Below are 26242 nucleotides of genomic sequence, written 5' to 3'. Positions count from 1 at the left end.
GTCATTACGGGGAACGTGCCCTGCAATTACCGGTCAGTTACGCCACTTGCCGACCGCCGCACTATCGGCTGAACTGCGGCAACGCCGGATCAGCGCGGAGTATTGCCAGCCGAGTCCCGTTCGCCCGGCCCATCCGGCCGCCGGGCCGACTCGATCCGCACCGCGAAATCCACGAGCAGCCGCGCCGAACCCTCCGGCGGCGCGCCACGCCGCCACACCGCACGAAAGGTGCGGCTGAGCACGGCCGAACCGGCCAGCGGAACCTCCCGCACCCGGCCCGCGGCCAGATCGGGTCCGGCCACCAGGCGGCTGAGCACCGCCGGAGCGACGCCGCCGCGGACCGCCGCGAGAATGGCGGCGGCCGACCCCATCTCGACCGCGGGCGCGGCGGGCGTGCCGTGCTCGGCGAGCACCTCCCAGACCGTGTCCCGCGTGCCCGAGCCGGACTCCCGCCACACCAAGGCAGTCTCCGCCAGTTCCGCGAGCGTCAGCGCCCGCCGGCGGCCGGTCCACGGGTGCGCGGGCGCGACCACGATCACCAGGTCGTCCGCGCCGAGTTCCCGCCCGGCCAAACCGTCGGGCAGACGCGGACCCTCCACGAATCCCATATCCGCCGCCCCGGAACGCACCAGATCGGCCACCTGGCAGGAGTTTCCGACCTCCAGCGCCAGCCCCACCCGCGGCCGCGCCGCGCGCAACGCCGCGAGCCAATGCGGAATGCGGTGATCGGCAATGGTTTTCGACGACGCGATGCGCAGCCGCTCGGATCGCGCGGACCGCAGCTCGGCCGCGGCGTCCACCAGCGCGGCGGCAGCGGCCAGCACCACCCGGGCATGGGCGACCACCACACCGCCCGCATCGGTGAGTACGGACCCGTTCGGGCCGCGCTCGATCACGTGCAGGCCCAATCGACGCTCCAGCACGCTGATCCGGGAACTCGCGGCCGGCTGGGTGATGCCGTGCTTGCGCGCCGCCGCGCCGAGACTGCCCAGCTCGGCCACCGACACCAGCAGATCCAGCTCGTCCAGACCGGGGGTCCCACGCGGCAGAGACATACCGCCTGATTATCGGCAAACGGCGGCGGCGCGCCACCCGGGGCCTGTCCGCACACCCAGACGCCGTTTATGAGCTCCTCCGATTTCGACCGCTACCGGCGCCGACTTGCCGCGGTGACAGTGACCCCCATGCGTTCATTGATTCCCGGACTGGCCCTGGTCGCAGTCCTCGCTTTCCTCGCCACCGCCGTCGGCCGGGTGCTGCCGGTGGTCGGTGCGCCGGTCCTCGGCTTGGGCGGCGGCGCCATCGCGACCGCGTTCGGCGGCGCCGCATTACGAGCGGGCGGACGCTTCGCTCCCGGTCTGGCCTTCGCGCGACAGCGACTGTTGCAGACCGCGATTGTGCTGCTCGGCCTGGGGCTGCCGATGGGTACCGTCCTGAGCGTCGGCCGGCGCTCGGCCGCCGTACTGCTCGGCACGCTGGTGATCGGTGCGGTCACCGCCTTCGCGGTGGGCAGGCTGCTGGCATTGGATCGGGACTCCGCCACACTGGTCGCGGTGGGAACCACGATCTGCGGCGCCTCGGCCATCGCCGCGGCCACCGCCGTGCTCCGGCCTCGACGCGAGACGGTCGGCTACGCACTGGCGACCATCTTCGTGTTCAATGTGGTTGCCGTACTCGCCTTTCCGCCGATCGGCCGACTGCTGGGGATGTCCGATCAGGCATTCGGGCTGTGGGCCGGAACCGCCATCAACGACACCTCATCGGTGCTGGCGGCCGGGGTTGTCTTCGGAACAGCCGCAGCACATTTCGCGGTCACGGTGAAACTCGTGCGCAGCCTGATGATCGTGCCGATGTGCGTCGGACTGCACTGGGCGCAGCGACGCACGCGCCCACCGGCCCGCTCCGCCCTGCGCGGCATCGTCCCCGCCTTCGTACTGCTGTTCCTGGCGGCATCGGCCGTGGCCGCGACCGGCGTGATTCCGCACGACTGGCTCGCGGCCGTCACCGCGGCCGGCGCCTGGCTCATCGTGGCCGCCCTGGTCGGTATCGGCGCGGAACTGACCTGGGATCAGGTGCGCAACGCCGGAACCCGGCCGCTGGTGTTCGGCGGCATTCTCTCGGTGACCCTGGCCACCGGAAGTCTGGCCCTGCAATCGGTCACCGGCTGGCACTGAGGACGTGCGACCCTCAGCCGCGGGGGCGGGGCTGGCAGCGCGGGCAGGAGAAGGAGGAGCGATTCATGAACTTCTCGCGGCGCATGAGGGCGCCGCAGCGGCGGCAGGGCTCGTCCTCGCGGCCGTAGGCGTTGAGGGAGCGTTCGAAGTAGCCGGATTGGCCGTTCACGTTGACGTAGAGGGCGTCGAAGGAGGTGCCGCCCGCGCGCAGGGCCTCGTCCATGACGGTGCGGGTCTCGGCGAGCAGGGTGTGCAGCGCGGGGCGGGTCAGCTTCCCGGCGGGGCGCTCGCCGTGGATCTTCGCTCGCCACAACGCCTCATCGGCGTAGATGTTGCCGACGCCGGAAACGACGGTCTGGTCGAGCAGGAGGCGCTTGATCTCGGAGTGCTTGCCGCGCAAGGTCTTCACCACGGCGTCGGCGTCGAAACGCTCGTCCAGCGGGTCGCGGGCGATGTGGGCCGCGGATTCCGGGACCCAGGTGCCGTTCACCTCGACCAGATCGGAGAGCTGCCAGCCGCCGAAGGTGCGCTGGTCGACGAAACGGAGTTCATTGCCGTCGTCGAGGGTGGCGATGATGTGCGCGTGCTTCTCGAGCGGCGCGGACGCGGGCTGGACCAGCATCTGCCCGGACATGCCGAGGTGCACGACCAGGGAGGTGTCGGGCTCGTCGAAGGTGAGCCACAGGAATTTGCCCCGCCGGTGCGCGGCGTCGACGCGCAGACCGGTCAACCGGGCGGCGAGGTCGTCCCCGCCGAACGCGTGCCGCCGCACCGAACGCGGGTGCTTGACGGTGACGCTGTCCAGGACGCGGCCCACCACATGCTCGGTGAGTCCGCGCCGGACGACTTCGACCTCGGGAAGTTCGGGCATCTAGCTCTGCGAGCCGTCCGCCACGGCGCCCTCTGGCACGTTATCGGCGTTCAACGACCGGTAGGCCGCGCCCGCGGCCTTCTGCTCCGCTTCCTTCTTGGAGCGGCCCACCCCCTGGCCGTAACCCTGCCCGCCGATCACCGCGGTGGCGGTGAACTCCTTGTCGTGGTCGGGTCCGGTGGAGGTGATCTCATAACTGGGCACGCCGATGCCGCGCTCGGCGGTCAGCTCCTGCAGGCTCGTCTTCCAGTCGAGCCCGGCCCCCATCCGGGGACCGCGCTCGAGCAGAGCGGCGAACAGGCGCAGCACCACTTCCCGCGCGACATCGATGCCGTGCTGCAGGTGCACCGCACCCAGCAACGACTCCATGCCATCGGCGAGAATGCTGGGCTTGTCCCGGCCGCCGGTGAGCTCCTCGCCCTTACCGAGCAGGAGGTGGCGGCCGAGACCGCCGGCCCCGAGCCCGCGAGCGACCTCGGCGAGCGCGTGCATGTTGACAACGCTCGCACGCAGCTTCGCCAGTTCGCCCTCGGACTTGTCCGGGTGCTCCAGATACAGGCGCTCGGTAATGCTCAGGCCGAGCACCGAATCGCCCAGGAATTCCAGGCGCTCGTTGGTCGGCAGGCCACCGTTCTCGTAGGCGTACGACCGGTGCGTGAGCGCGAGGCGCAACAGCTCCGGCTGTACGTCTACGCCGAGCGCCTCGAGCAGGCTGGCATGGTCGGCGGCGTCACCTACGGCGGGAAAATCCGCCGCGTCCTTGCTGGCGGTCACGGTGGGCTATACGCGAATCAGATCGCGGAGGTGACCTGACGGCCCTTGTAGGTGCCGCAGCTCGGGCACGCGATGTGCGGCAGGGTCTGCTGACCGCAGGCGCGGTTCGGGCAGGTGATCAGGGTCGGCGCGGTGGCCTTCCACTGGCTGCGACGCGCGTGGGTGTTGGCACGGGACATCCGACGCTTCGGAACGGCCACGACTAGCTCTCCTCTGTCTTACTTGCGGCACCGTTGTGTCCCGCAAGGGTGGAATCGGTTGATGGGTCCGACGCAGTGTCTGCGTCGGTGGACTCAGCGGCGAAATTCGCGAGCCCGGCCCAGCGAGGGTCAAGTATCTCATGACCGTGGCCGGAACCCGCAATCGCCATCTTGACGCCGCATTCCGGGCACAAACCCGGGCAGTCCGGCTCGCACAGCGGCTGCAGCGGCAGCTCCATGCCGACGCCGTCGACGATCACCGGTTCGAGGTCGATGAAATCGTCCACCAGACGCGGGATCTCGTCTTCCTCGGTGGTCTGCTCGGTCGCGCTGTCCGGGTAGGCGAACAACTCGGTCAGCTGCAACGCGAGCTCGTCGGTGAACGAGTCCAGGCAGCGCGAGCATTCGCCCTCGATGGGAGCGGTGACCGTGCCGGTGACGAGGACACCCTCGGAGACCGACTGCAGCGTGAGATCCAGCTCGACATCGGCACCGGCCGGGATCGCGACGAGATCGAGGCCGATCTTCTCCGCGGTCGTCACGGTGCGACGCAGCTCTTTGATGGAACCCGGGGCGCGTCCGAGACTGCGTACATCCAGCACGAAACCCGCGTCGGTCATCTTGTGACGATGACGCGAGGCATTACCGGAATCGGCGGACATCTCTGAACTCACCTTCGAGCTGGCTGGGAATGGGCAACCACCCAACAATACCGAAAGCCCCGCTCGCGACCCAAATGGGGCGAAGCGGGGGAACCGGGTCGTCGATCAGCGGCGGAAGCCGGGGGACTCGGTGCGGAACTCGGAGGCGTAGTCCGGCACGGACGAGTCCGAACGCACCTGGTGGCGGCCGCGGCCGATGATGCGCAGGGTGCTGTGCAGGGTCTCCTCGAAGTCGGCGAGCTTGCCGTCGACGTAGTCGTCGCATTCGGAGCGCAGGCGGTCGGAGTCGGCCTGGGCGGTGTCGATGAGGCGGGCGGACTCGGTGTGGGCGGCCCGGACGACTTCGGTCTGGGAGACCAGGCGATCCTGTTCGGCCTTGCCCTCGGCGACCGAGCGGTCGTAGGAGGCCTGGCCGGCGGCGGCGAGACGATCGGCCTCGGCGCGGGCGCGGCCGGTGAGGGAGTCGTACTCCTTCTTACCGTCGGACACCGTGCGCTCGGCCTCCTCCTCGGCCGAGGCGACCAGGTGGTCGGCGTGGGCGCGAGCCTCGGCGACCATGCGGTCGGCGTGGGCCTTGGCGTCGGCCAGGATGCGGTCGGCCTCCTCGCGGGCGGAGGACACGGTGTGGTGGGCCTGGTCGTTGGCGGTCTTGACGGTGGTCTCGGCGCCGGTGCGGGCGTCGGTGACGATCTTGTCGCGGTGATCGAGCACGTCCTGAGCGTCGTCGAGCTCGCCGGGCAGCGCCTCGCGGACGTCATCGAGTAGCTCCAGCACCTCGCCGCGCGGCACGATGCAGTTTCGGGTCGGCGGGATGCCGCGGGCCTCTTCGATGATGGCCACCAGTTCGTCGAGCGCTTCGAATACCCGGTACATGTGCTACCCCACTCTCCTGCCAGGACTCACGGCGAGACTCTCCGCTTCCGCCAGTCTGCCAATCTCCGCGCTGTCAACAAGGTCCGACACGGCGTGTCGCGGGTTTTCCGCAACATGGCCTAGTTCACAGATCGTGACCCGAAAACAAGTGGAGGAAATAGCTCCACTTGGTTTACCGTTGATGAGCAAGACAAGTAACGGTGTGTTCGGATGGGGTAGACGATGGCTGTCCACGAGATTCCGGAGCGGGCGACGATGCCCGTGCCCGGTCTGGTGCACACCTATACCCTCGGTTCGGAAGCCTTCGCCTACGGCTCCGAGGCGTTCGACCGGAGCGCCGACGCCCTGCGCGCGACCGGCGTCCGCTGGTCGGCCCGGATCGGGGCCTGGCTGCGCGGCGATGCCGCCCTCGCTCAATTGATTCGCTTCGCCCTCGTCGGCGGCCTCAGCAACGTCGGATACATCCTGCTGTTCCTCGCCCTCTACGGCGGCGGCGCGCAGGTGGCCAATCTGGCCGGATCCATCGTGAGCACCGCGCTCGCCAACGAGATGCACCGGCGGCTCACCTTCCAGGCCGCGGACCGGGTGCGCTGGTACACCGCGCAGATCGAGGGCGGGGCGCTGGCGCTGGCCGGGCTCGCCATCACCTCGGCGGGCCTGGCGATTCTCGAGGTCACCGCACCCGGCATGGGCGATATCGCCGAAGCCGTTGCCGTCCTGGGCATTACGGCCGTGGTCGGCACCATGCGCTTCCTCACCCTGCGGCTCTGGGTGTTCTGAGCCCCCTCCCCCACATGTTCTCCGTGACCGTGGGAACCCCTTTCGGCGCGTCGACGTCCAAGCCAGTATCGACGACGAAAGGGGTTCCGACATGGACCGTGCGCGCGGATGCCTTGGGGGACGGCGAGATACGAACGGACCACGGCCCCAGCGACCCCCGGGACGGGGGTGCGGATCGTGCGTGCGGCATCGCCGGCCACGGCCGCCGCGGCAGGAGGGCGAATGACCGCCACGGCGACCACCGCGACCAACGCGACCGGCGTCGACGCCGCTCCGGCCGACTCGACCGACTCCCCGGCGACCGGTTCAGGCGACGCCCCTACGACCGGACCGGCCGACTCCCCGGCAACCAGCTCGGCCGAGCCCACGACGACCAGCGGGAGGCAGGTGAGGGCCGCGGACGGCGGACGACAGTGCGGGGCACGGGAATCGCGCAGGGCGCTGCTCGCGGGGTGTGGCACGCACCGGGGTAAGGGACTGCCATCGGTCGCCGGATCGCGGGGCAGCTCCGGACAGCGGGTGCACGAACCGGTCCCGACCGCGCTGGACCGGCGGGAACAGCATCGGCAATTGATCGGGGCGTTGCTGCCGGAGATGGCGGCGGGCAGCGTGGTGAGTCATCAGTCGGCGGCCGTGCTGTACGGGACCACCCTGTGGCGGACGCCGCTGGATCGGGTGTGCGTGACCCGCAATCGCAAGGGCGGCGGACGGACCCGGCCGTTCGCGAAAGTCCATGGCTCGCCGGTGGATCGCGCGGTCGAGGTCGACGGGCTCCCGGTCACCACCCCGGCGCGGACCGTGGTGGATCTGGCGCTGACGCTGCCGTTCGAGGCGGCGGTCGTCGCCGGTGACGCGCTGGCCGGCAGGTTCGGACTGACCACGGCCGAACTCGGCGAGGAGATCGCGAAGGCCAAGGGCCGCTACGGCATCGGCCAGGCGAAAGAGGTGATCGCCCTGCTCGACGGCCGCAGCCAGAGCATCGGGGAATCGGTCAGCCGCACCATGATCGAACGGCACGCGTTGCCGCTGCCGAGTTCTCAGGGCAATGTCTTGACCCCGGACGGCCGTTTCGTGGCGCGCGTCGACTTCTATTACGAGTCCGCGGGCGTGCTGTGCGAGTTCGACGGCCCCACCGAGTACGGCCGCCTACTCCGCCCCGGCCAGGACTTCGCGGCCACCATCCACCGCGAGCGAATCCGCGAAACCTACCTGCGCGCCCTGGGTTTCGAGGTGGTCCGCTGGACCTGGGACGACCTCATCCGTGACCGCGCCGCCCGCCGCCTGCGCTCCGCGCTCTCCCGATCCCGCCCGCGACCCGACGGACGAATCGAGCCCGCCCCCGCACTACCGGCCCGCCCGGCCTCGATCCGCGCGCTGTGACCCACGGATGCACAGCACCGTGGACATGGCCTGTCCTGGATCAGCCACGACGCGGGGCCTCAGCCGGTTTCACCGACATGCGCCTCAACCGGCTTCACCGACACGGGGCCTCGAACAGCTTTCACCGCGCCGGGGCCTCGACACAGCCGCGCGCGAGACAGCGTCGCTGGACAGCCGCGCCGGGTGGCGGGAGGCTCGAATTCGCGCACGCTGGGCCGTATGGGGTTGCGGCCCAGCGGGATGCGGGTTCGTCAGGCGTTGGTCTTGCGTTCGGCGATGCGGGCCATGAGGCGCTTGTGGACGGCCGGGGGCAGCAGGTCGGCGATGTCGCCGCCGAGTGTCGCCACTTCCTTGACCAGGGAGCTGGAGACGAAGCTGTAGGCGGGGTTGGTGGCGATGAAGTAGGTGTCGACGCCGGTGAGCTTGCGGTTCATCTGCGCCATCTGGACTTCGTAGCCGTAATCGGTGGCGTCGCGCAGGCCCTTCACGATCGCGGTGACGCCCTGCTGCTTGGCGAAGTCCACCAGCAGTCCGCGCCAGGATTCCACGCGCACGTTGGGCAGGTGGGCGGTCACCTCGCGGATCAGCTCCATGCGTTCCTCGACGGTGAACATCCCCTGCTTGTTGGGGTTCACCACCACGGTCACGACCACCTCGTCGAATTGCTCGGCGGCGCGGGCGATCACGTCGAGATGTCCGTTGGTCACCGGGTCGAAGGACCCGGGGCACAGTGCTCCAGCCATGGCCGCACGCTACCGCATTCCGGGGCGGCATCCACCTCCGCCCCGACCCGAGAAGAGCGGACAGGCCTGGTCAGCCATGGTCTCGCAACCCGAAACCGCTCGCTTCCCCTGCGGCGCGAAGCGAAGTCCGAATCGGCCGTGATCACCCGAGTTGGCCGGTTCAGGTACGGAAGGTGCCGGCCGGGATGGTCGCGACCGCGTGGGCGGATCGGCGCATCGGTGACGGTCAGGCCGGATAGCTGTGGATCTCGGTGGCTTTCACCGCGGCCCACAGCCGCAGACCAGGTTGCAGGCGCAGCTCGGCGACGGCGGCGGGCGTGACATCGGCGAGCACCGATGGCGTTCCGTCGAGTCGGACGCGGGTCGTGTTGGCGTGTTGTTCCACGCCCGCCACGGTGACCTGCCACGTATTGCGGGGACTGCCGGACGGCTGTTCGAGGTGCAGGCTGACCGCGGTCGGCGGGAAGGCCAGGAATACCGGGCCTGAGGCCGGGTCGGCGACGGCGAGCACGCCCCCGCCCTCGACAGACACCGAACCGTTGTCGGCGGTGCCGCGAAACAGATTGAGTCCGACCAGGTTCGCGACATAGTCCGAACGGGGACGGCGGGCGATCTCGACCGGTGCGCCCTGTTGGACCACCGCACCGCGCTCGAGGATCACGAGCCGGTCGGCCAGCACCATGGCATCGAGCGGATCGTGGGTGACCAGCACCGTGTGCCCGGGATAGTCACGCAGATGGTGGGCGAGATCGCTGCGTACCTGCAGCCGGGTACTGGCGTCCAGCGCCGCGAGCGGCTCGTCGAGCAGCAGCAATTGGGGGTCGGTGGCCAACGCGCGGGCCAACGCCACCCGTTGGGCCTGACCGCCCGAAAGCGCACGGGGCGTGCTGTGCGCGTGGTCGGCGAGGCCGACCCGGTCCAGCCATGTCTCGGCGCGAGCGCGGGCCTCGGAACGACGCACACCCCGCGCGCGGAGACCGAAGGCCACGTTCTCCCGAGCCGAAAGGTGTTGGAACAGCAGATAATCCTGGAAGACGACGCCCACTTCGCGCCGTTCGGCGGGCAGGAAGATCGTGGGCGGGGCATCCCAGACCCGGTCGGCCACCGCGATCCGGCCGCCGGTGAGCGGCAGCAGACCGGCCAGTGCCCGCAGCGCGGTGGTCTTCCCGGCCCCGTTGGGACCCAGCAGCGCGACGACCTCACCGGGCTCGACGGTCAGGTCGACGTCGAGGCGGAATCGGTCCCGCTCGACACGCAGTTCGGCGTGCAGTGTCACACCGCGCCTCGAATCCAGCGTTCCCGCAGCGCGACCAGCACACCGACCGACACCACGAGTAGCACCAGGCTGAGCACGATCGCCGCGTCCGGATCTGTCTCCAGTGCGAGATAGACCGCCAGCGGCATGGTCGTCGTCTTCCCGGGGAAGTTGCCCGCGAAGGTGATGGTCGCGCCGAACTCGCCGAGCGCCCGCGCCCAGCACAGGACGCCGCCCGCGATCACCCCCGGCAGCACCGCGGGCAAGGTGACACGACGGAAGGTGTACCAGGGGGACGCACCGAGCGTGGCGGCCGCCTCCTCATAGCGGGTGTCGGCGGCGCGCAGCGCGCCTTCGACCGAGATCACCAGAAAGGGCATGGCCACGAACGCCTCCGCGACGACGACCCCCGGCGTGGTGAACGGCAGCGACACCCCGAACCAGTCGTACAGGTATTGCCCGAACAGCCCTCTGCGGCCGAAGACCAGCAGCAGCGCGACACCGCCGACCACCGGCGGCAGCACCAGCGGAACGGTCACCAGCGCCCGGATCAGCCCGCGTCCCGGCACGTTCCCGCGGGCCAGCAGCCAGGCCAGCGGGATCCCCAGCACGAGACAGATCACCGTCGCCAGGCTCGCGCACAGCAGTGAGAGCCGTAGTGCCCGAGCGACTTCGGCGCTGAGGAGCCGTGTGGTCAGCGTCGGCCAAGGAGCGCGCACCAGCAGCCCGATCAGCGGTGCGATCAGGAAGGCCAGCGCGCACACGGCGGGCAGCACGAGGGCGAGCGGACGTCGCCCTCGTGCTGCCCGCCGACGCGTTCCGGCTCGCGTCACCGACGCGACCCGGAACGGGTGAGGGGACGCCTCACGGGGTTTCGAATCCGGCGGCGGCGAAGACCTGCTTGGCCTGGGCCGACTTGATGTAGTCGACGAACGCCGCGGCGGCGGCCGCGTTGGGGGCCTTGGCCAGCGGCGCGATCGGATAGGCGTTGACGGCCTTGGCCGACTCCGGGAAGTCGATGCCCTCGACCTTGTCGCCCGCGGCCTTCACATCGGTGCGGTACACGAGTGCGCCGTCCACCTCGCCGAGGGTGACCTTGGTGAGCACCGCCTTCACGTCCTGCTCCCGGGTGTCGGGCTGCGGGGTGACGCCGGCGGCTTCGAAGACCTTCTTGGCGGCCGCGCCGCAGGGCACCTGCTCGGCGCACAGCGCCAGCTTGGGCTCGGACTTGCCGAAGTCGGCGAGCCCGGTGATGTGGCCCGGATTGCCCTTGGGCACCGCGATTTCCAAGCGGTTGCTGACGAAGGTGGCGGGCGTGCCGGTGACGTCACCGGCGTCGACGACCTGCTGCATGTTGGCGGGTGCGGCCGAGGCGAACACGTCGGCGGGCGCCCCCTGCTTGATCTGCTCGGCCAGCGCGGAGCTGGCCCCGAAGCTGTAGACCACCTTGACGCCCTGGTGCGCGGCCTCGAAGTCCTTGCCCAGCTTGGTGAACGTCTCGGTCAGCGACGCCGCCGCGAACACGGTCACCGTGCCGGTGACCTGATCCGATCCGGCCGGGGTGTCCTTCTTGTCGTCGGAGCCGCAGCCGGCCAGACCGGCGGCGACGGCGAGCACGGCGGCGACCGCGCCGAGGCGACGGAATGTCTTCATCCTCATCAACTTTCTGGTATTTCGACCACGACGTGGGTCGATTTCACCGAGGCGACGGCGACGCTGCCGACCTCGAGTCCGAGTTCGTCGACCGATTCCCGGCTCAGCAGCGATACCAGCCGGAACGGCCCGGCCTGCATCTCGACCTGGGCCATCACCGTGTCCTTGACGATGCGGGTCACGATCCCCCGCATCCGGTTGCGCGCCGAGACCGCGACGGTGACGCCCGGCTCCGGAGTTTCCGCGGACATGCTGCGCAGCAACTCCGCCAGATCCTGTCCGCGCACGCCCAGCCGGCCGTTGTCGAGCCGGACCGACTGCAGCCGTCCCTGGTCGATCCAGCGGCGCACGGTGTCATCACTGACACTCATCAGCGCGGCGGCTTCACTGATCCGCAAGTTCGTCACGATAGGCAGCATATTGCCGAATCTGCGGGACGCAAGCGGTATCACCGGGGCAACGGCAACAATTCGACCAGGGCGCCGCGCCCGGCTCCCGGCGGCAGCAGAGCCAGGGCGTCGGCGTGCAGCAGATTCGCCAGATGCGCGGTTCCGGCGACGCCGTTGGCACGCCACACGCCGCCCTCGACCTGGCGTGCGGGGACGATGCGAAGGAGATCGGCGGGGGCCGCGGCATCGGCGATCCGGCCGCACAGCGCCGGGGAATCCCGCCGGTCGGTCAGCGCGCGCACCAGCGCGGGACCGGTCACCAGGGTGGCCGCGATCGCGGCGAGCGGATTGCCCGGCAGGGCGAGCAGGGTGCGGCCATCGGGCAGCTGGGCCACCAGATGAGAACCGCCCGGGCGCATGCGCGCCCCGTCGAAGATGACCCGGGCACCGATATCGGCCAGGACCTCGCGCAGGTGATCGGCGACGCCACGGCCGGTCGCTCCGACCGTGACGGCGAGTTCGGCGTCGGTGTCGAGCTCGAACCAGGTGCGCAGCAGCGCGCGGTCGTCGGGCAGCCGGGTCAGGCGGCCCATGCCGATGTCACAGTGCCGCAGATAGAGCGGCAGCACCGCACCGAGCGCGTCACGGACCTGCCCGGGCGCGAGCTCCCCCGAGCCTCGAATCTCGTCTCCCGTGATGAGCACATCGGCGCGCAATGGGCCGCGCACCATGGCGATCGGGGTTTCGGCGCTCTGCGCCACCGAGATCACGGCGGCGTCCACCCGGACCCGCGCCGGCGTCAATTCGTCACCGTCGGACCAGGATTCGCCGCGCAACCGCATGTCGTTGCGATGCGGCACGCCCGGTGCGAGCACCACCGTGGCCTGTCCCCCGATCCGCTCGATGTGCGCGTGCTCCGACCGCACCACCGCCGTGGCGCCGACGGGCGTCAGCGCGCCGGTCGAGATGCGAACGGCCTCACCGTCGGCGAGTGCGATCCGGGATCGCCGCCCGGCGATGCAGGTCCCGATCAGCAGTCGCCACCGCGGCCCGCGGCCACCCACGGCGAACCCGTCCATGGCCGCGGTGTCGGCCGCCGGCAATGCCGCCGTCGCGGCCAACGGCTCGGCCAGTGTCGCACCCACGGCATTCGCCAGGACGGCGTATCGCGACGGAATCGCGGTCAGCTCCGAACGCAACAGGGCATCGATCCCGTCCACGGTCACAGCGGATCCGCTGACTGGCTCGGTGGATCGGAATCGCAGGGTGCTCACGCATCCGCCCTTCACATATCGGCGACTTTTTCGTAATCCTCAGTTACGGAGATTTCACCCTTCTTGCTCCGCAGTTGCTTATCTGTTGCCGCCTTCTCACCCTCATTCGCGGTCCGCTGTGCGGACCGCGCGAACGCACAGACGACCGCGCCGCACGGAGAGGCGAACGTAACCACTCGCGTGACGGGCCGGTAACAGCCCGTTCCTAGCGTGAAAGAACACGGACCGAGAGCAGGGCGAGGCGAAGGGGAGAACTGCGGTGGCGGCAACCGATTCCGGAGCGGCGGCAGGCCTGGTGCGCACGGTGTGCTCGTACTGCGGCGTGGGTTGCGGGATCGCACTCGACCTCGACACCGGACCGGACGGCAACCGGATCCGAAAAGCCGCGGGGGACAGGGCACATCCGGCCAACGGGGGCCGGCTGTGCACCAAGGGCGGCAGTCATGCCGACCTGATGGCCGCCGACGGCAGGATGACCACCGCGCTCATGCGCGCCGAGCGCGGGATGCCGCCGGAGCCGACCCCGCTCGACACCGCGATCACCGCGACCGCCGCTCGCCTGCGCGCCCTGATCGACAAACACGGCCCGGACGCGGTCGCCTTCTACGTGTCGGGTCAGATGACCCTGGAAGCACAATATTTGGCGAACAAGCTGGCCAAGGGGTTCATCGGAACCAATCAGATCGAATCCAACTCGCGACTGTGCATGGCCAGTGCGGGCAGCGGCTACAAACTCTCCCTCGGCGCGGACGGTCCGCCCGGCTCCTACGAGGATTTCGACCACGCGGACGTGTTCTTCGTCATCGGCGCGAACATGGCCGACTGCCACCCGATCCTGTTCCTGCGCATGATGGATCGGGTCAAGGCGGGCGCGAAATTGATCGTGGTCGATCCGCGCCGCAATGCCACCGCCGACAAGGCCGATCTGTTCCTGCAGATCAAGCCGGGCACCGATCTGGCTCTCCTGAACGGGCTGCTGCACCTGCTGATCGAGAACGGCCACACCGACCCTGACTTCATCGCCGAGTTCACCGAGGGCTGGGAGGCGATGACGGATTTCGCGCGCGACTACCCGCCGGCCGCCGTCGCCGAGATCACCGAGCTCCCCGCCGACGATATCCGCCGCGCCGCCGAACTGATCGGCACCGCCGGTGAGTGGATGAGCTGCTGGACCATGGGCCTCAACCAGTCCACCCACGGCACCTGGAACACCAACGCCCTGGTCAACCTGCACCTGGCGACCGGGGCCATCTGCCGTACCGGCAGCGGCCCGTTCTCGCTCACCGGCCAGCCCAATGCGATGGGCGGGCGGGAGATGGGCTATATGGGACCGGGGCTGCCCGGGCAGCGCTCGGTTCTGGTCGACCAGGACCGGGAGTTCATCGAGCAACTGTGGCGGCGACCGCCGGGCACGCTGCGCACCGATGTCGGCACGGGCACCATCGACATGTTCACCAGGATGGCAGCCGGTGAGATCAAGGCCTGCTGGATTATCTGCACCAATCCCGTTGCCACCGTGGCCAATCGGAAGACCGTCCTGGCGGGGCTGGAAGCCGCCGAACTGGTCATCACCCAGGACGTCTTCGCCGAGACCGAGACCAACGCCTACGCCGACGTCATCCTGCCCGCCACCCTGTGGGTCGAAGGTGAAGGCGTGATGATCAATTCCGAGCGCAACCTCACCCTGGTCCGGAAATCGATTCCGGCGCAGGGAGAGGCGCTCCCGGACTGGCAGCTCATCGCCCGCATCGCCTGTGCCCTGGGATATTCCGACGCCTTCACCTACAGCGACGCGGAGGAGATCTTCGAAGAGATCAAGCGCACCTGGAACCCGAGGACCGAATACGACCTGCGCGGGGCCACCTACGATCGGCTGCGCGAGGGCCCGCTGCAATGGCCGATCGCGCCGGACGGACCGGCGCGCAACCCGATTCGCTACCGCAACGACGGAGTCAGCCGACCGCAACAGGTTCGCGAGGACGGCGCCACGCCGCGCCTGTGGTTTCCGACCGCCTCCGGCCGCGCGGTGTTCTTCCCCCGCCCCCACCTGCCCGCCGCCGAACTGCCCGACGACGACTACCCGTTCGTGCTCAATACCGGCCGGGTGCAGCACCAGTGGCACACCCTGACCAAGACGGGCCGCGTCGCCAAGCTCAACAAGCTCAATCCCGGGCCGTTCCTCGAGATCCACCCCGAGGACGCGGCGAAACTCACCGTCGCCGAGGGTGATTGGGTCGAAGTGGCTTCACGGCGCGGCCGCGCCGTCTTGCCGGCCGTGGTCACCGATCGCGTGCGGGTCGGCACCACCTTCGCCCCGTTCCACTGGAACGACCTGTTCGGCGAGTACCTGACAGTCAACGCCGTCACCAACGACGCCGTGGACCCGATCTCGTTTCAACCGGAGTTCAAGGTCTGCGCGGTCACCCTGGCCAAGGTCGCCGCACCGATCCGGCCCGAACCCACCGCGACCCCCGAACCCGTGGTGACCGCGCCTGCCGCACCCGCCGCGCTCGTGTCGGCGCGAACCGATGATCGGGCGCTGGCCGCGGCCGCGGTGCTCGGTATCGCCGACCTCGGCGCGCCTGTCCTGACGGACCTCGAATCCTCTTATCTGTCAGGGTTTCTCGCGGGAGTGCGGCAGACCGGGGACGCCGAGGTGATGCCCGCCATCCCGGCGGCGAATCCGCTGCGCCCCACCGTCACGGCCTGGGTCGACGGCCTGCTCGCGGGCATGTTCACACCGCACGAGCGCATCAGCCCGGCGGGTTCGCTCGCGACGATCGCACCCGCGACTGCCCGGTCTGCCGAACCGGCGACACCGGAAGCCGCCACACCGACCCGCCCACTGCTGATCCTGTGGGCCTCGCAGACCGGCAATGCGGAGGATTTCGCCACCGGGACTCTCACCGACACGCTGACCGCGCGCGAGCTGGCCCCGGTCGTGCACGCCATGGATGCGATCTCCGCCGCCGATCTGCCTCGCGCGGCCGACCTCATCGTCGTGAGCAGCACCTTCGGCGATGGCGACGCCCCGGACAATGGAGCGGGATTCTGGGACTCCCTCACCGCACTGTCCGAATCCGCCTTCGCCGGAACACGATTCGCGGTGCTGGCCTTCGGGGACTCGAACTACGACGCGTTCTGCGGCCACGGCCGACGTCTCGACGACCGGTTGGCCGAACTCGGCGCCGAACGGCTGGTCCCCCGCGTCGACTGTGAACCGGACTTCGACGACTCCGCCGCGGCCTGGCTCGAACAGCTCCTCCCGGCCCTCACCGTTCCCACCGGCGGCGAGACGACCGCGGCGCCGGCTCCCGCGCCGACCGTCACCGCGCGCCCGGAATCCGGCGGACCATCCGGCCGGCTGGTGGGCAATCGGCTGCTGAGCCTGCCCGGCGCTCAGAAGGAGGTCCGCCAGTTCAGCTTCGACCTGACCGGCACCGATCTGAGCTACGACGTCGGCGATGCCCTCGGCGTGCGGCCGTTCAACGATCTGGGGCTGGTGTGGGAGTTCCTGGCGGTCACCGGACTCGATCCCGCCGCCGTGGTCGAGGTGCCGAAGGTCGGCCCGGTGCCGCTGTCCATCGCGCTGGAGGAACATCTCGACCTGACCAAGGTGACGCCGGACCTGCTGAAGTACCTGGCCGAATGCACGGCCGATCCCTATCTGCGCACCTTGCTGCGCCAGGACAACAAGGGCGAGTTGGCCAAATGGCTGTGGGGTCGGCAGCCGGTCGACATCGCCGCCGACTATCCGGTGCCCGCCGACCCGCAACGGTGGGCCGACATGTTCAAACGCATTCAACCGCGCCTGTATTCGATCTCGTCCAGCCCGCTGGCGGACCCGGCGATCGTGCGCACCACCGTCTCGGTCATCCGCTATTCCGGTCCGACGGGCCGACCTCGGGGCGGGCTCTGCTCGGCGTATCTCGCCGACGCCGAGCAAGATCAGCCCCTGGCGCTGCACGTCCAGCGTTCGCCGCACTTCCGTCCGCCCGACGATCCGGCCGTGGCCGCCATCATGATCGGCCCCGGCACCGGCGTCGCGCCGTTCGTCGGCTTTCTCGAACACCGGCGGGCGCGCGGCGACCACGCCCCCAACTGGCTCTTCTTCGGTGAACAGCACCACGCCACCGACTTCTACTATCGCGACGAGCTCGAACAGCTCCAGCGGCAAGGCGTCCTGACCCACCTCGATCTCGCGTTCTCCCGCGACCAGCGCGCCAAGGTGTACGTCCAGGACCGCATGCGCGAACACGGTGCGCGACTGTGGAATTGGATCGATTCCGGCGCCCACTTCTACGTCTGCGGCGACGCCTCCCGCATGGCCAAGGACGTCGATCTCGCCTTGCGGGAGATCATCGCCCACCACGGCGACCTGGACACCGATGACGCCGACGCCTACGTCAAGAAGCTCGCGGCCGAGAAGCGGTACGTACGCGACGTGTACTGACGAACAACCTCATCTACGGCGAACACCGCCGGGAAGTCACTCATTCACGGAACAATTCGCCTGATCGTCCCGAAATCTCGACTACCCTGGACGAATGAGCGAGCAGGATTTCCCTCCCGAGCTGGCCGCGATCGTCGGCCGATACGAACTCGCTTTCCTGGTCAGCATCGGGGATCTCGGACCGCACACCACGCCCCAGCGTCCGATCCTCAACGGCAACCGCTTCCAGATCACCGCACCCGGACCCGCGACCTGCCGCAACATCACGACCCACCCCGCGGTGACCCTGCTCTGGCCCCCCGTCGAGCCCGATGGCCACGTGCTGATCATCGACGGCCACGCGGTCCTGCGCGACCACACCTTGGACGTCATCCCGACCCACGCCATCCTCCATCACACCGGTACGCAGGACATGAGCCGGCGTTGCGCCGACTGCCGCCGCTTCCACCTCGCACCTCCGTACGCGCTGAGCTGAACCGCATACCCTGTGCCGATTCAGGTTTCGACCGCGACCGGGAAGCCGAAGGCCGGGACCAGGGACGGGTCGTTGAAGGCGGTGATGCGAGCGACGCGTGAGCCGATCAGGGTGAGCACCTGGATGCCGTACGCGTCGTAGCGGCCCGTGGAGGCGCGTTTGTAGACGACGAAGGCGGGCTGTCCGTTCGCGCGGGTCGGGAGCATGCGCCACAGGCCCGGAGTCAGGATGCGGGCGGTGAGGAAGGCCGCCACCGCGTCGCGGCCGGTGAACCAGGTTGGGGTGGGCGGCATTTCCATTTCGACGTCGGCACGCAGCAGGGCGACCAGGACGGCGTGGTCGGCGCTGGTGAAAGCGGTGACATAGTCGTCGAGCAGGCGGCGTCGCACGCGTTCGTCGGGTTCGGCCAGGTCGGTGGCGACCGGGCCGGCCTGGGCCAGGCGAGATCTGGCGCGGCGCAGGGCGCTGTCGACGGCGGTCGGGGTGGTGTCGAGGATGGCGGCGACTTCGGTGGATCGGAAGGCGAGGACGTCGCGGAGGGTGAGCACGGCGCGCTGGCGGGCGGGCAGCAGTTGCAGGGCCGCGATGAAGGCCAGGCGGATGCCTTCGCGGCCGGTCACGATGGCGGCCGGGTCGTCGAATCCGAATACCGCGTCGGGTGCGGGTTGCAGCCACGGCACCGTGGGCTCGCGGGCGGCGACCGCCACCCGGTGATCGTCCTCGGGCGCGCCCAGCCCGGACGGCAGCGGTCTGCGCGCCCGGCCTTCCAAGGCGGTCAGGCACGCCATGGTGGCTATCTTGTACAGCCAGTGCCGCACCGAGGACCGCCCCTCGAACCCGCCGTAGCCTCGCCAGGCCCGCAGGTAGGTCTCCTGTACCAGGTCCTCGGCGTCCTGCACCGATCCGAGCATCCGGTAGCAGTGCGCGAGCAGTTCGGGCCGGAATCTCTCGGTGAGAGAACCGAATTCACGCTCGGCCGGGCGTTCGGTCTCGGCGGGTCGTTCGGTCTCGGCGGGCATGTCCGCTACTCCTGCCGGTGCGCTGATGGTCATGGTCGCGCCACCTCAGCCGATCTGCCGCAGCCCGGCGCCGCTCACCAAGTATTCCGCCGCGCTCCCCGGATCCCCGGCAAGTTCGAGCACGGCTTTTCCCACCTGTTCGGGTGTGAGCGCGGGCCCCATCTCCGCGAGATAGGTATCGACGTCGATGCCCTGCCTAGCGGCGTACCCCGCGACCGCCATGGCACCGAGCCCGGTGGCCGGGGTCAGCCGCGGCAGCAGGGCCGTGAACCGAATCCCGAGCCCGGCCCGCTCCGACTCCTCCGCCGCATAGGTCCGAATGAACCGGATCGCCGACTTGGCCCCGGCGTATCCGCCGCTCAACGGCGACCCGTTCAGCGCGGCCCCGCTCGACACGGCGATCACCACGCTGCCCGGCGCCAAGGGTTCCCGCAGTGCGGCCCCGGCCCACACGAACGCGTGCTTCGTATCGGTCTCCCAGTTGCGGCTGAAGCTCTCCCAGCTCTGCTCGTGTATCGGTGCCAGCGGCGGCGTCGCCCCGGCGTTGAGCACCAACACCTCCGGCCGGAACTCGCGAATCACCCGCTGCGCCAGCGCTTCCTCGGTGGCATCACCGGTGACGGGCACGAACGCCGCACCGAGCTCGCCCGCTACCTCCCCCAGCGCCTGCCCGTCACGGGCGATCCCGATGACCCTCATCCCCGAGGCGACGAGCGCCGCGGCGATCCCCCGTCCGAATCCCCGGCTCGCACCGGTGACCACCGCGGTCTTCTTCGAATCCGTCATCACTCACTCCCAACTCCGGTCTGTTCCTGTCAGGTATTCAGACCAGCGGGCGGCGAGAAATCCGTCGGGCGTCAGCCCGAAATTTCACGAACAGGTCGGTCGGCCCTCAGGACTGGCGTGCCGGGAGGTCGTCGAGGTGGACGCGGTTCTGGAGGAAGCCGGTGAGCCAGACGTCGTCGAGGGTGGGGTTGTGTTCGGCGTCGATCATGCCGGGTTCGGCGTCGGGGATGACGGGGCGTTCGCTCATGATGGCGCGGCCGAGCAGGTGGGAGCCGTCCCAGGTCTGGCGGATCCCGAAGCCCGCGTGGGTGTCGCGGAAGGTCTGCATGTGCGGGAAGATCTCCGAGCAGCTCGGCTCGGTGCCGTCGGCGCGGGTGAAGTTGACGAACAGTCGATTCGTGCGCATGCCGACCTCGGCGTTGTAGACGTGGCCGACGCGCGCCAGATCGACCAGGACGATGGGCGTGGTGATCGTCGAGGGGCTGGTCCCCGCGTCCAAGGGGAATATCGAATACAGCCAGCGCAATTCACGACCCGCCTGGGTGACGTGATAGTGATGCCACACTTTTCGCAGCGGGGCGAGCTGTTGCTCGTCGGAGATGAACCGCGCGGACAGGGAACCGGCCAAGGTGTTCCGGATGTTGTCGTGGGATGCCCGGGCGGAGCCGCCGATCCCGTCGGCGACATCGGTCAGCCGGTCGGTCACGGCCGTCAGGACCCGCGAGTTCTCGGCGACGACATCGGACATCATCCGCGAGACCGCGCTGAGCCCGCGTTCGACATTGGTGCGGGAGAAGAGATCCTGCATCGACGCGCCGACGATGCCGCCGCCCACCGCGGTCAGCGCTCCGGCGATGATGGTGTCGATCGGGGCGACGACCTTGCCGCCGGAACTCGAGATGATGCCCCACATCGAGCCCAGGACGGTGACGAGGATTCCGATGATCAGCGTGACTTTGGCCGCGGTATTGCTGCTCACCGGCGGCTCGGGTGGCGGCTGCGGGGCCGGGGTGGTCATGGCCGCGCCTCGGTGGCGAGGGCGGACAGCTGGAATCGGGGTACCGGCGCCGCGTCGGTGCAGGCGAGCCGCGCGGCCAGGTGGCCGCTGGTGATGGTGAATTTGAAGCCGTGCCCGGAGCAGGCGCTCAGCAGCACCGCCGCGCGGCCCGGCAGGCGGTCGATCACGAAATCCTTGGCCGCCGTATTGGTGTAGTGGCAGGTCCGGACTTCGCGGAGGGTGAGTTGCCGGGAGTTCAGGGCCAGCCGTTCCCGCAGATACTCGAGTTGCGCGTCGACCGACGCCTTCAGTTCGGCGTCCTCGATCGGCTGGTCGGTATCCACGATGGTCGCGGGCTCGTGGACGCCCATGATCTGTACACCGTTGCCCGCGTTGACCATCCCGTACCATTCGTCGGCCGTGACATCCATCCAGCTGCACCCGCGGCCGCCCGCGATGGGCACGGTCGATTCGCAGACGATCTGATATTGGCGGGTGACGGTGATATGGGCGGCGGCAGCCGCTGCGAATCGCCCGAATTGTCCACCGGCGGCGATGATCACGCGATCCACGTGCACCGGCCCGTCCGATGTCACCACCGTGACGGAGCCTCCTGTCTCGTCGATCGCCGAGACGGCGGCATGCTCGCGGAGGGTCACGCCGAGCGCATTCGCCCGTACCGCGAGCGCGTGCAGCACCGATGCCGGAGTCATCATCCCGGCATTGCGTTCGTAGATGCCGATCTCCCCGGCCCGCAGGTGTAACCCGGTCCGCGTGGCCGACGCACCGCCGGTGAGGATTTCGCAGTCCTGCCCCGACCGTTCGAGCGATTCGATGACCGCGTCGGTCCCCGATTCGCCGCCGATCCCGAAGTGCAGCATCCCGCACAGATCGATCAACGACGTTCCGGTGTCGTGCTCGAGCCGCTCCCAGCGTGGCCGGGTGTCGCGCATCAGCTCGGCATAGAACGGGTCCGTGTAACCGAACCTGATGATCTTCGACCGTCCCGCGGAGGCCGCGGCCTCCGCGCCGATGGTGCTCCGATCGAATCCGATGACCGACCACCCGAGTTCCGCGGCCGCGACGCACGCGGACAGGCCCGCGGCCCCCAGGCCGATGACGGCAACGCGTCCCGTGTGCATCGCTCGAACCCCCTCACCGCGATCGATCACCCCGAGGTGATTCTATCGACCGCGGCCGCGGCACACCCGCCGAAACAGCGAAAGCCCTTGTGTCAGTTGGCTTCGGCGAACTCGGCGAAGTCGAGTCGGGTCTCGCCGTAGGTGCGGGACTTCAGGGGTGCGAACCCGTCGGGCCAGACCAGGTCGGGCGAGCGGGTGGAGCGTTCGACGACGATGAGGGCGTCGTCGTGCAGCCAGCCGTTCTCACCCAGCGACCGCAGGTCGGACTGCACGTCGGCGACGTCGAGGTCGTAGGGCGGGTCCGAGAAGACCAGGTCGTAGCGCTCGGGGGCGGCGCCGGAGAGCACGGAACCGACGCTGTTCTGGCGAAGTTCCGCCCCGGGGAGGCCGAGGTCGCCGATATTGCCGCGGATGATGGCGGCGGCTTTGCGGTCCGCCTCGATGAGGAGGGCGTGGGAAGCGCCGCGGGACAGGGCTTCCAGGGCCAGGGCCCCCGAGCCCGCGTAGAGGTCGAGGACGTGCAGGCCGTCGAAATCCATGCGGGCGTGCAGGAAGCTGAACAGGGCCTCGCGCACGCGGTCGGAGGTGGGGCGGGTGCCCGCCGGGGGGACGCGTAGGCGTCGGCCCCCGGCGGTACCTGCCACGATGCGGGTCATTCGGCGGCGGTCTCGTTCAGGTTCACGTCGACGAGCAGGTCGCCGCCCTCCACCTGCTGGACCTTGGCGATGGCGACGCGGCGCACCACACCACCGCGCGGGGCGGTGATGGCGGCTTCCATCTTCATGGCCTCGATGGTGCCGATGGTGTCACCCGCGGACACCGAATCGCCTTCGGAGACGGCCAGGGTCACCACACCGGCGAACGGGGCGGCGATGTGACCGGCGTTGTTCCGGTCGGCCTTCTCCGCCGCCGGGATCTCGCTGGCGATGGAGCGGTCGCGCACCTGGATGGGGCGCAGCTGCCCGTTGAGGATGCACATGACCGAGCGCATGCCGCGCTCGTCGGGCTCGGAGATGGCTTCCAGGCCGATGAGCAGGGTGACGCCCTTGTCCAGCTGGACGTGGTGTTCCTCGTCGTGGCGCAGGCCGTAGAAGAACTGGTTGGCCGACAGCCCGGTGGTGTCGCCGTACTTCTCGCGGTGGGCGATGAATTCGGCGGTGGGTCCGGGGAACAGCAGCCGGTTGAGGGTGGCGCGGCGTTCGGCGGAGGTGCCGTTCAGTCCGGCCTCGTCGGCGGCGGTGAGCTGGGTTTCGGGCTTGGCGGGACCGCGGCCCTCGAGGGCCCGGCTGCGGAACGGCTCGGGCCAGCCACCGGCCGGGGTGCCGAGTTCGCCGCGCAGGAAGCCGATCACCGAGTCCGGGATGTCGTAGCGGGCGGGGTCGGCGGCGAAGTCGTCGACGTCGACGCCGCTACCGACCAGCGCCAGCGCCAGGTCGCCGACCACCTTGGAGGACGGGGTGACCTTGACCAGGCGGCCCAGCATCCGGTCCGCCGCGGCGTATTTCGCCTCGACCTCCTCGAACTGGTCGCCCAGGCCCAGCGCGATGGCCTGCTGGCGCAGGTTCGACAGCTGCCCGCCGGGGATCTCGTGGTGGTAGACGCGGCCCGTCGGGCCCGGCAGCCCGGACTCGAAGGGCGCGTACACCTTTCGCAGCGCTTCCCAGTACGGCTCGAGGTCGCACACGTTCTGCAGGTTCAGCCCGGTGTCGTGGGGCGAGTTCGCGGCCGCGGCGACGATGGCCGAGAGCGCGGGCTGCGAGGTGGTGCCGGCCATGGGCGCGGACGCGCCGTCCACGGCGTCGGCCCCGGCCTGCCAGGCGGCGAGGTAGGTGGCCAGCTGGCCGCCCGGGGTGTCGTGGGTGTGCACGTGCACGGGCAGGTCGAACTCCCGCCGCAGCGCCGTGACCAGGGTGGACGCGGCGGGCGCGCGCAGCAGGCCGGCCATGTCCTTGATGCCGATGACGTGCGCCCCGGCCTCGACGATCTGCTCGGCGAGCTTGAGGTAGTAGTCGAGGGTGTAGAGGTCCTCGTTCGGGTTGGACAGGTCGCCGGTGTAGGACAGCGCGACTTCGGCCAGGGCCGTGCCGGTTTCGCGGACGGCGTCGATGGCCGGGCGCATCTGGTCGACATTGTTGAGCGCGTCGAAGATGCGGAAGATGTCGATGCCGGTGGCGGTGGCCTCGGAAACGAAAGCGCGCGTGACTTTTTCGGGGTACGGCGTGTAGCCGACGGTGTTGCGGCCGCGCAGCAGCATCTGCAGGTTGATGTTCGGCACGGCCTCGCGCAGCGCGGCCAGGCGCTCCCACGGGTCCTCGTAGAGGAAGCGCAGCGCCACGTCGTAGGTCGCGCCGCCCCAGCATTCGATGGACAGCAGTTCGGGCGTCATGCGCGCCACGTGCCCGGCCACGTCGAGCAGGCCGTTGGTGCGTACCCGGGTGGCGAGCAGCGACTGGTGCGCGTCACGGAAGGTGGTGTCGGTGACGGCCACGCCCTCCCGGTTGCGCAGCCACTGCGAGAAGCCTTCGGGGCCGAGCTCGAGCAGCCGCTGCCGCGAGCCCGCCGGCGGCGGCACGGTCAGGTCGAGGGCGGGCAGCTTGTCGTGCGGGTACACCTTGGTCGGCCGTGAGCCGTGCGGCTTGTTCACGGTGACGTCGGCCAGGTAGTTGAGGATCTTGGTGCCGCGGTCGGCGGAGCTCTTCAGCGTGAGCAGCTGCGGCCGCTCGTCGATGAACGAGGTGGTGACCCGGCCCGCCCGGAAGTCCGGGTCGTCGAGCACCGCCATCAGGAACGGGATATTGGTCGTCACGCCGCGGATGCGGAATTCGGCGACCGCGCGCCGGGCCCGCGCCACCGCGGCGCTGAAGTCGCGGCCGCGGCAGGTCAGCTTGACCAGCATGGAGTCGAAGTAGGCGCCGACCTCCGCGCCGACGTTCGCGCCACCGTCGAGGCGCACGCCCGCGCCGCCCGGGGAGCGGTAGCCGGTGATGCGGCCGGTGTCGGGGCGGAAGCCGTTGGCCGGGTCCTCGGTGGTGATGCGGCACTGCAGGGCGGCGCCGCGAATGTGGATGGCGTCCTGGCTCAGGCCGAGATCCGCGAGGCTCTCCCCCGCCGCGATGCGCAGCTGCGACTGCACCAGGTCGACGTCGGTGATCTCCTCGGTCACGGTGTGCTCGACCTGGATGCGCGGGTTCATCTCGATGAACACGTGGTTGCCGCGCTCGTCGAGCAGGAATTCCACGGTGCCCGCGCAGGAGTAGCCGATCTGCTGGGCGAAGGCCACGGCGTCGGCGCAAATGCGGTCGCGCAGTGCGGGATCCAGGTTCGGGGCGGGCGCGAGCTCGATCACCTTCTGGTGGCGGCGCTGCAGCGAGCAGTCGCGCTCGTAGAGGTGGATGACATTGCCGTGCTGGTCGGCGAGGATCTGCACCTCGATGTGGCGGGGGTTGACCACCGCCTGCTCGAGGAACACGGTCGCGTCGCCGAAGGCTGATTCGGCCTCGCGCGCGGCGGCCTCGATGGACTCGCGCAGCTGGGCCGGGTCCGCGACGCGGCGCATACCGCGACCGCCGCCACCGGCGACGGCCTTCACGAACAGCGGGAACTCCATCGACTCCGAGGCCGTCATCAGCGCGTCCACGTCGGCGGACGGCTCGCTCGACCTCAGCACCGGCAGTCCGGCGGCCTTGGCCGCGGCGATGGCGCGGGCCTTGTTGCCGGTCAGTTCGAGCACCGAGGCGGCCGGGCCGATGAAGGTGATGCCCTCGCGGGCGCAGGCGGCGGCCAGGTCCGGGTTCTCCGACAGGAAGCCGTAGCCGGGGTAGATGGCGTCCGCGCCCGCGCTCTTGGCGGCCTCGATGATGCCCTCGACCGACAGATACGCGCGGACGGGGTGGCCGGGCTCACCGATCTGGTACGCCTCGTCGGCCTTGAGCCGGTGCACGGAGTTGCGGTCCTCGTACGGAAAAACCGCGACGGTACCGATGCCGAGTTCGTAGGCCGCGCGGAAGGCGCGAATGGCGATCTCGCCGCGGTTGGCGACCAGGACTTTGGAGAACATGCGTAGAAGGTACCTGCCCGGGGATACGGATCGGGCATCGAAGTCCCGTTCGGTGCAATCTTCACAGGCCGGACTCCTCGCTTGCGAATTTGTGTTAATCACCGCGATACATGCCTGCCGGTGAGGGTCACGCGCCCCCGACCACGGAATTCGCCGCCGTGCTAACGGAGACCGGCCCGGCAGCGGCCGGGCGGGGCGCGCGGACCGAGACGTCACGGTGCCCGGATCGCCGCGCGATCGTGTCCGAGACCACACCCGGCGCGTCCGACGGTGCGGGAGCAGTCG

The 26242-nt window shown here is 69.7% G+C and carries 23 protein-coding genes; 5 read left to right on the top strand and 18 right to left on the bottom strand.

The window, feature by feature from the left end; genetic code table 11:
- Nucleotides 1-89: 89 nt before the first annotated feature.
- Nucleotides 90-1055: a LysR family transcriptional regulator gene (locus tag ACQPYY_RS09760; RefSeq protein WP_433593496.1), complete on the bottom strand. Its 966-nt coding sequence runs from the start codon at nt 1053-1055 to the stop codon at nt 90-92.
- A 129-nt stretch (nt 1056-1184) separates the two neighbouring features.
- On the opposite strand from ACQPYY_RS09760, the gene ACQPYY_RS09755 reads away from it, so the two are divergent.
- Complete coding sequence (locus ACQPYY_RS09755) at nt 1185-2174, top strand: YeiH family protein (RefSeq protein WP_433593495.1); 990 nt, start codon at nt 1185-1187, stop codon at nt 2172-2174.
- Nucleotides 2175-2187: 13 nt separating this feature from the next.
- Here ACQPYY_RS09755 and mutM read toward each other — a convergent pair whose 3' ends face one another.
- The 5 genes from mutM to ACQPYY_RS09730 all read right to left on the bottom strand — a co-directional run bounded on the left by mutM (nt 2188) and on the right by ACQPYY_RS09730 (nt 5554).
- On the bottom strand, nt 2188-3045 hold the full coding sequence (gene mutM / locus ACQPYY_RS09750) for a bifunctional DNA-formamidopyrimidine glycosylase/DNA-(apurinic or apyrimidinic site) lyase (protein ID WP_433593494.1): 858 nt from the start codon (nt 3043-3045) through the stop codon (nt 2188-2190).
- Complete coding sequence (gene rnc / locus ACQPYY_RS09745) at nt 3046-3819, bottom strand: ribonuclease III (RefSeq protein ID WP_433593493.1); 774 nt, start codon at nt 3817-3819, stop codon at nt 3046-3048. It abuts the gene before it with no gap.
- A gap of 17 nt (nt 3820-3836) precedes the next feature.
- On the bottom strand, nt 3837-4019 hold the full coding sequence (rpmF, locus tag ACQPYY_RS09740) for a 50S ribosomal protein L32 (protein WP_033088742.1): 183 nt from the start codon (nt 4017-4019) through the stop codon (nt 3837-3839).
- Nucleotides 4020-4021: 2 nt separating this feature from the next.
- Entirely contained in the window at nt 4022-4681 is a 660-nt protein-coding gene (locus ACQPYY_RS09735; protein WP_433593492.1) for a YceD family protein, read from the bottom strand.
- Nucleotides 4682-4786: 105 nt separating this feature from the next.
- Nucleotides 4787-5554, bottom strand: a complete 768-nt coding sequence (locus ACQPYY_RS09730) for a DivIVA domain-containing protein (RefSeq protein WP_433593491.1) — start codon at nt 5552-5554, stop codon at nt 4787-4789.
- A gap of 222 nt (nt 5555-5776) precedes the next feature.
- Here ACQPYY_RS09730 and ACQPYY_RS09725 point away from each other — a divergent pair, with 222 nt between their 5' ends.
- Both ACQPYY_RS09725 and ACQPYY_RS09720 read left to right on the top strand, forming a co-directional pair.
- Entirely contained in the window at nt 5777-6334 is a 558-nt protein-coding gene (locus tag ACQPYY_RS09725; protein ID WP_379101774.1) for a GtrA family protein, read from the top strand.
- Between the two features lie 222 nt (nt 6335-6556).
- Complete coding sequence (locus tag ACQPYY_RS09720; protein ID WP_433593490.1) at nt 6557-7714, top strand: hypothetical protein; 1158 nt, start codon at nt 6557-6559, stop codon at nt 7712-7714.
- Between the two features lie 251 nt (nt 7715-7965).
- On the opposite strand, the gene coaD is transcribed toward ACQPYY_RS09720, so the two are convergent.
- The 6 genes from coaD to ACQPYY_RS09690 form a co-directional block, all read right to left on the bottom strand.
- On the bottom strand, nt 7966-8457 hold the full coding sequence (gene coaD, locus ACQPYY_RS09715) for a pantetheine-phosphate adenylyltransferase (protein ID WP_433593489.1): 492 nt from the start codon (nt 8455-8457) through the stop codon (nt 7966-7968).
- Between the two features lie 226 nt (nt 8458-8683).
- On the bottom strand, nt 8684-9733 hold the full coding sequence (locus tag ACQPYY_RS09710) for an ABC transporter ATP-binding protein (RefSeq protein WP_433593488.1): 1050 nt from the start codon (nt 9731-9733) through the stop codon (nt 8684-8686).
- Complete coding sequence (gene modB / locus ACQPYY_RS09705) at nt 9730-10488, bottom strand: molybdate ABC transporter permease subunit (RefSeq protein WP_433593487.1); 759 nt, start codon at nt 10486-10488, stop codon at nt 9730-9732. Before modB ends, ACQPYY_RS09710 begins: the two co-directional genes overlap by 4 nt.
- Nucleotides 10489-10576: 88 nt before the next feature.
- A complete protein-coding gene (gene modA / locus ACQPYY_RS09700; protein WP_433593486.1) occupies nt 10577-11365 on the bottom strand; it encodes a molybdate ABC transporter substrate-binding protein in 789 nt (262 codons plus the stop codon).
- Between the two features lie 5 nt (nt 11366-11370).
- Nucleotides 11371-11772 carry a TOBE domain-containing protein gene (locus ACQPYY_RS09695; protein WP_357097507.1) on the bottom strand — a complete coding sequence of 134 codons (402 nt, stop codon included), beginning with the start codon at nt 11770-11772 and terminating at the stop codon, nt 11371-11373.
- Between the two features lie 41 nt (nt 11773-11813).
- A complete protein-coding gene (locus ACQPYY_RS09690) occupies nt 11814-12980 on the bottom strand; it encodes a molybdopterin-binding protein (RefSeq protein WP_433593485.1) in 1167 nt (388 codons plus the stop codon).
- A gap of 307 nt (nt 12981-13287) precedes the next feature.
- Between ACQPYY_RS09690 and ACQPYY_RS09685 the strand changes: the two genes are divergently transcribed.
- Entirely contained in the window at nt 13288-17481 is a 4194-nt protein-coding gene (locus tag ACQPYY_RS09685; RefSeq protein ID WP_433593484.1) for a molybdopterin-dependent oxidoreductase, read from the top strand.
- A gap of 94 nt (nt 17482-17575) precedes the next feature.
- Nucleotides 17576-17956, top strand: coding sequence for a pyridoxamine 5'-phosphate oxidase family protein (locus ACQPYY_RS09680; protein WP_433593483.1), 381 nt, complete (start codon nt 17576-17578; stop codon nt 17954-17956).
- Nucleotides 17957-17976: 20 nt separating this feature from the next.
- On the opposite strand, the gene ACQPYY_RS09675 is transcribed toward ACQPYY_RS09680, so the two are convergent.
- The 6 genes from ACQPYY_RS09675 to ACQPYY_RS09650 all read right to left on the bottom strand — a co-directional run bounded on the left by ACQPYY_RS09675 (nt 17977) and on the right by ACQPYY_RS09650 (nt 25957).
- Nucleotides 17977-18975 carry a sigma-70 family RNA polymerase sigma factor gene (locus tag ACQPYY_RS09675; RefSeq protein ID WP_433594606.1) on the bottom strand — a complete coding sequence of 333 codons (999 nt, stop codon included), beginning with the start codon at nt 18973-18975 and terminating at the stop codon, nt 17977-17979.
- Between the two features lie 45 nt (nt 18976-19020).
- Nucleotides 19021-19761 (bottom strand): SDR family oxidoreductase, encoded by a 741-nt coding sequence (locus ACQPYY_RS09670; RefSeq protein WP_433593482.1) that lies wholly within the window; start codon nt 19759-19761, stop codon nt 19021-19023.
- 106 nt (nt 19762-19867) lie between these two features.
- Complete coding sequence (locus tag ACQPYY_RS09665; RefSeq protein WP_433593481.1) at nt 19868-20779, bottom strand: hypothetical protein; 912 nt, start codon at nt 20777-20779, stop codon at nt 19868-19870.
- Nucleotides 20776-21900, bottom strand: coding sequence for an FAD-dependent oxidoreductase (locus ACQPYY_RS09660; protein ID WP_433593480.1), 1125 nt, complete (start codon nt 21898-21900; stop codon nt 20776-20778). Before ACQPYY_RS09660 ends, ACQPYY_RS09665 begins: the two co-directional genes overlap by 4 nt.
- Nucleotides 21901-21992: 92 nt before the next feature.
- A complete protein-coding gene (gene rsmD / locus ACQPYY_RS09655; RefSeq protein WP_433593479.1) occupies nt 21993-22556 on the bottom strand; it encodes a 16S rRNA (guanine(966)-N(2))-methyltransferase RsmD in 564 nt (187 codons plus the stop codon).
- Nucleotides 22553-25957: a pyruvate carboxylase gene (locus ACQPYY_RS09650; protein WP_379101755.1), complete on the bottom strand. Its 3405-nt coding sequence runs from the start codon at nt 25955-25957 to the stop codon at nt 22553-22555. Before ACQPYY_RS09650 ends, rsmD begins: the two co-directional genes overlap by 4 nt.
- Nucleotides 25958-26242: the final 285 nt, after the last annotated feature.

This window comes from Nocardia sp. CA-145437, assembly GCF_050956485.1.
In the GTDB taxonomy this organism is placed as follows: domain Bacteria; phylum Actinomycetota; class Actinomycetes; order Mycobacteriales; family Mycobacteriaceae; genus Nocardia.
This window is presented reverse-complemented; position numbering and strand designations above follow the sequence as displayed.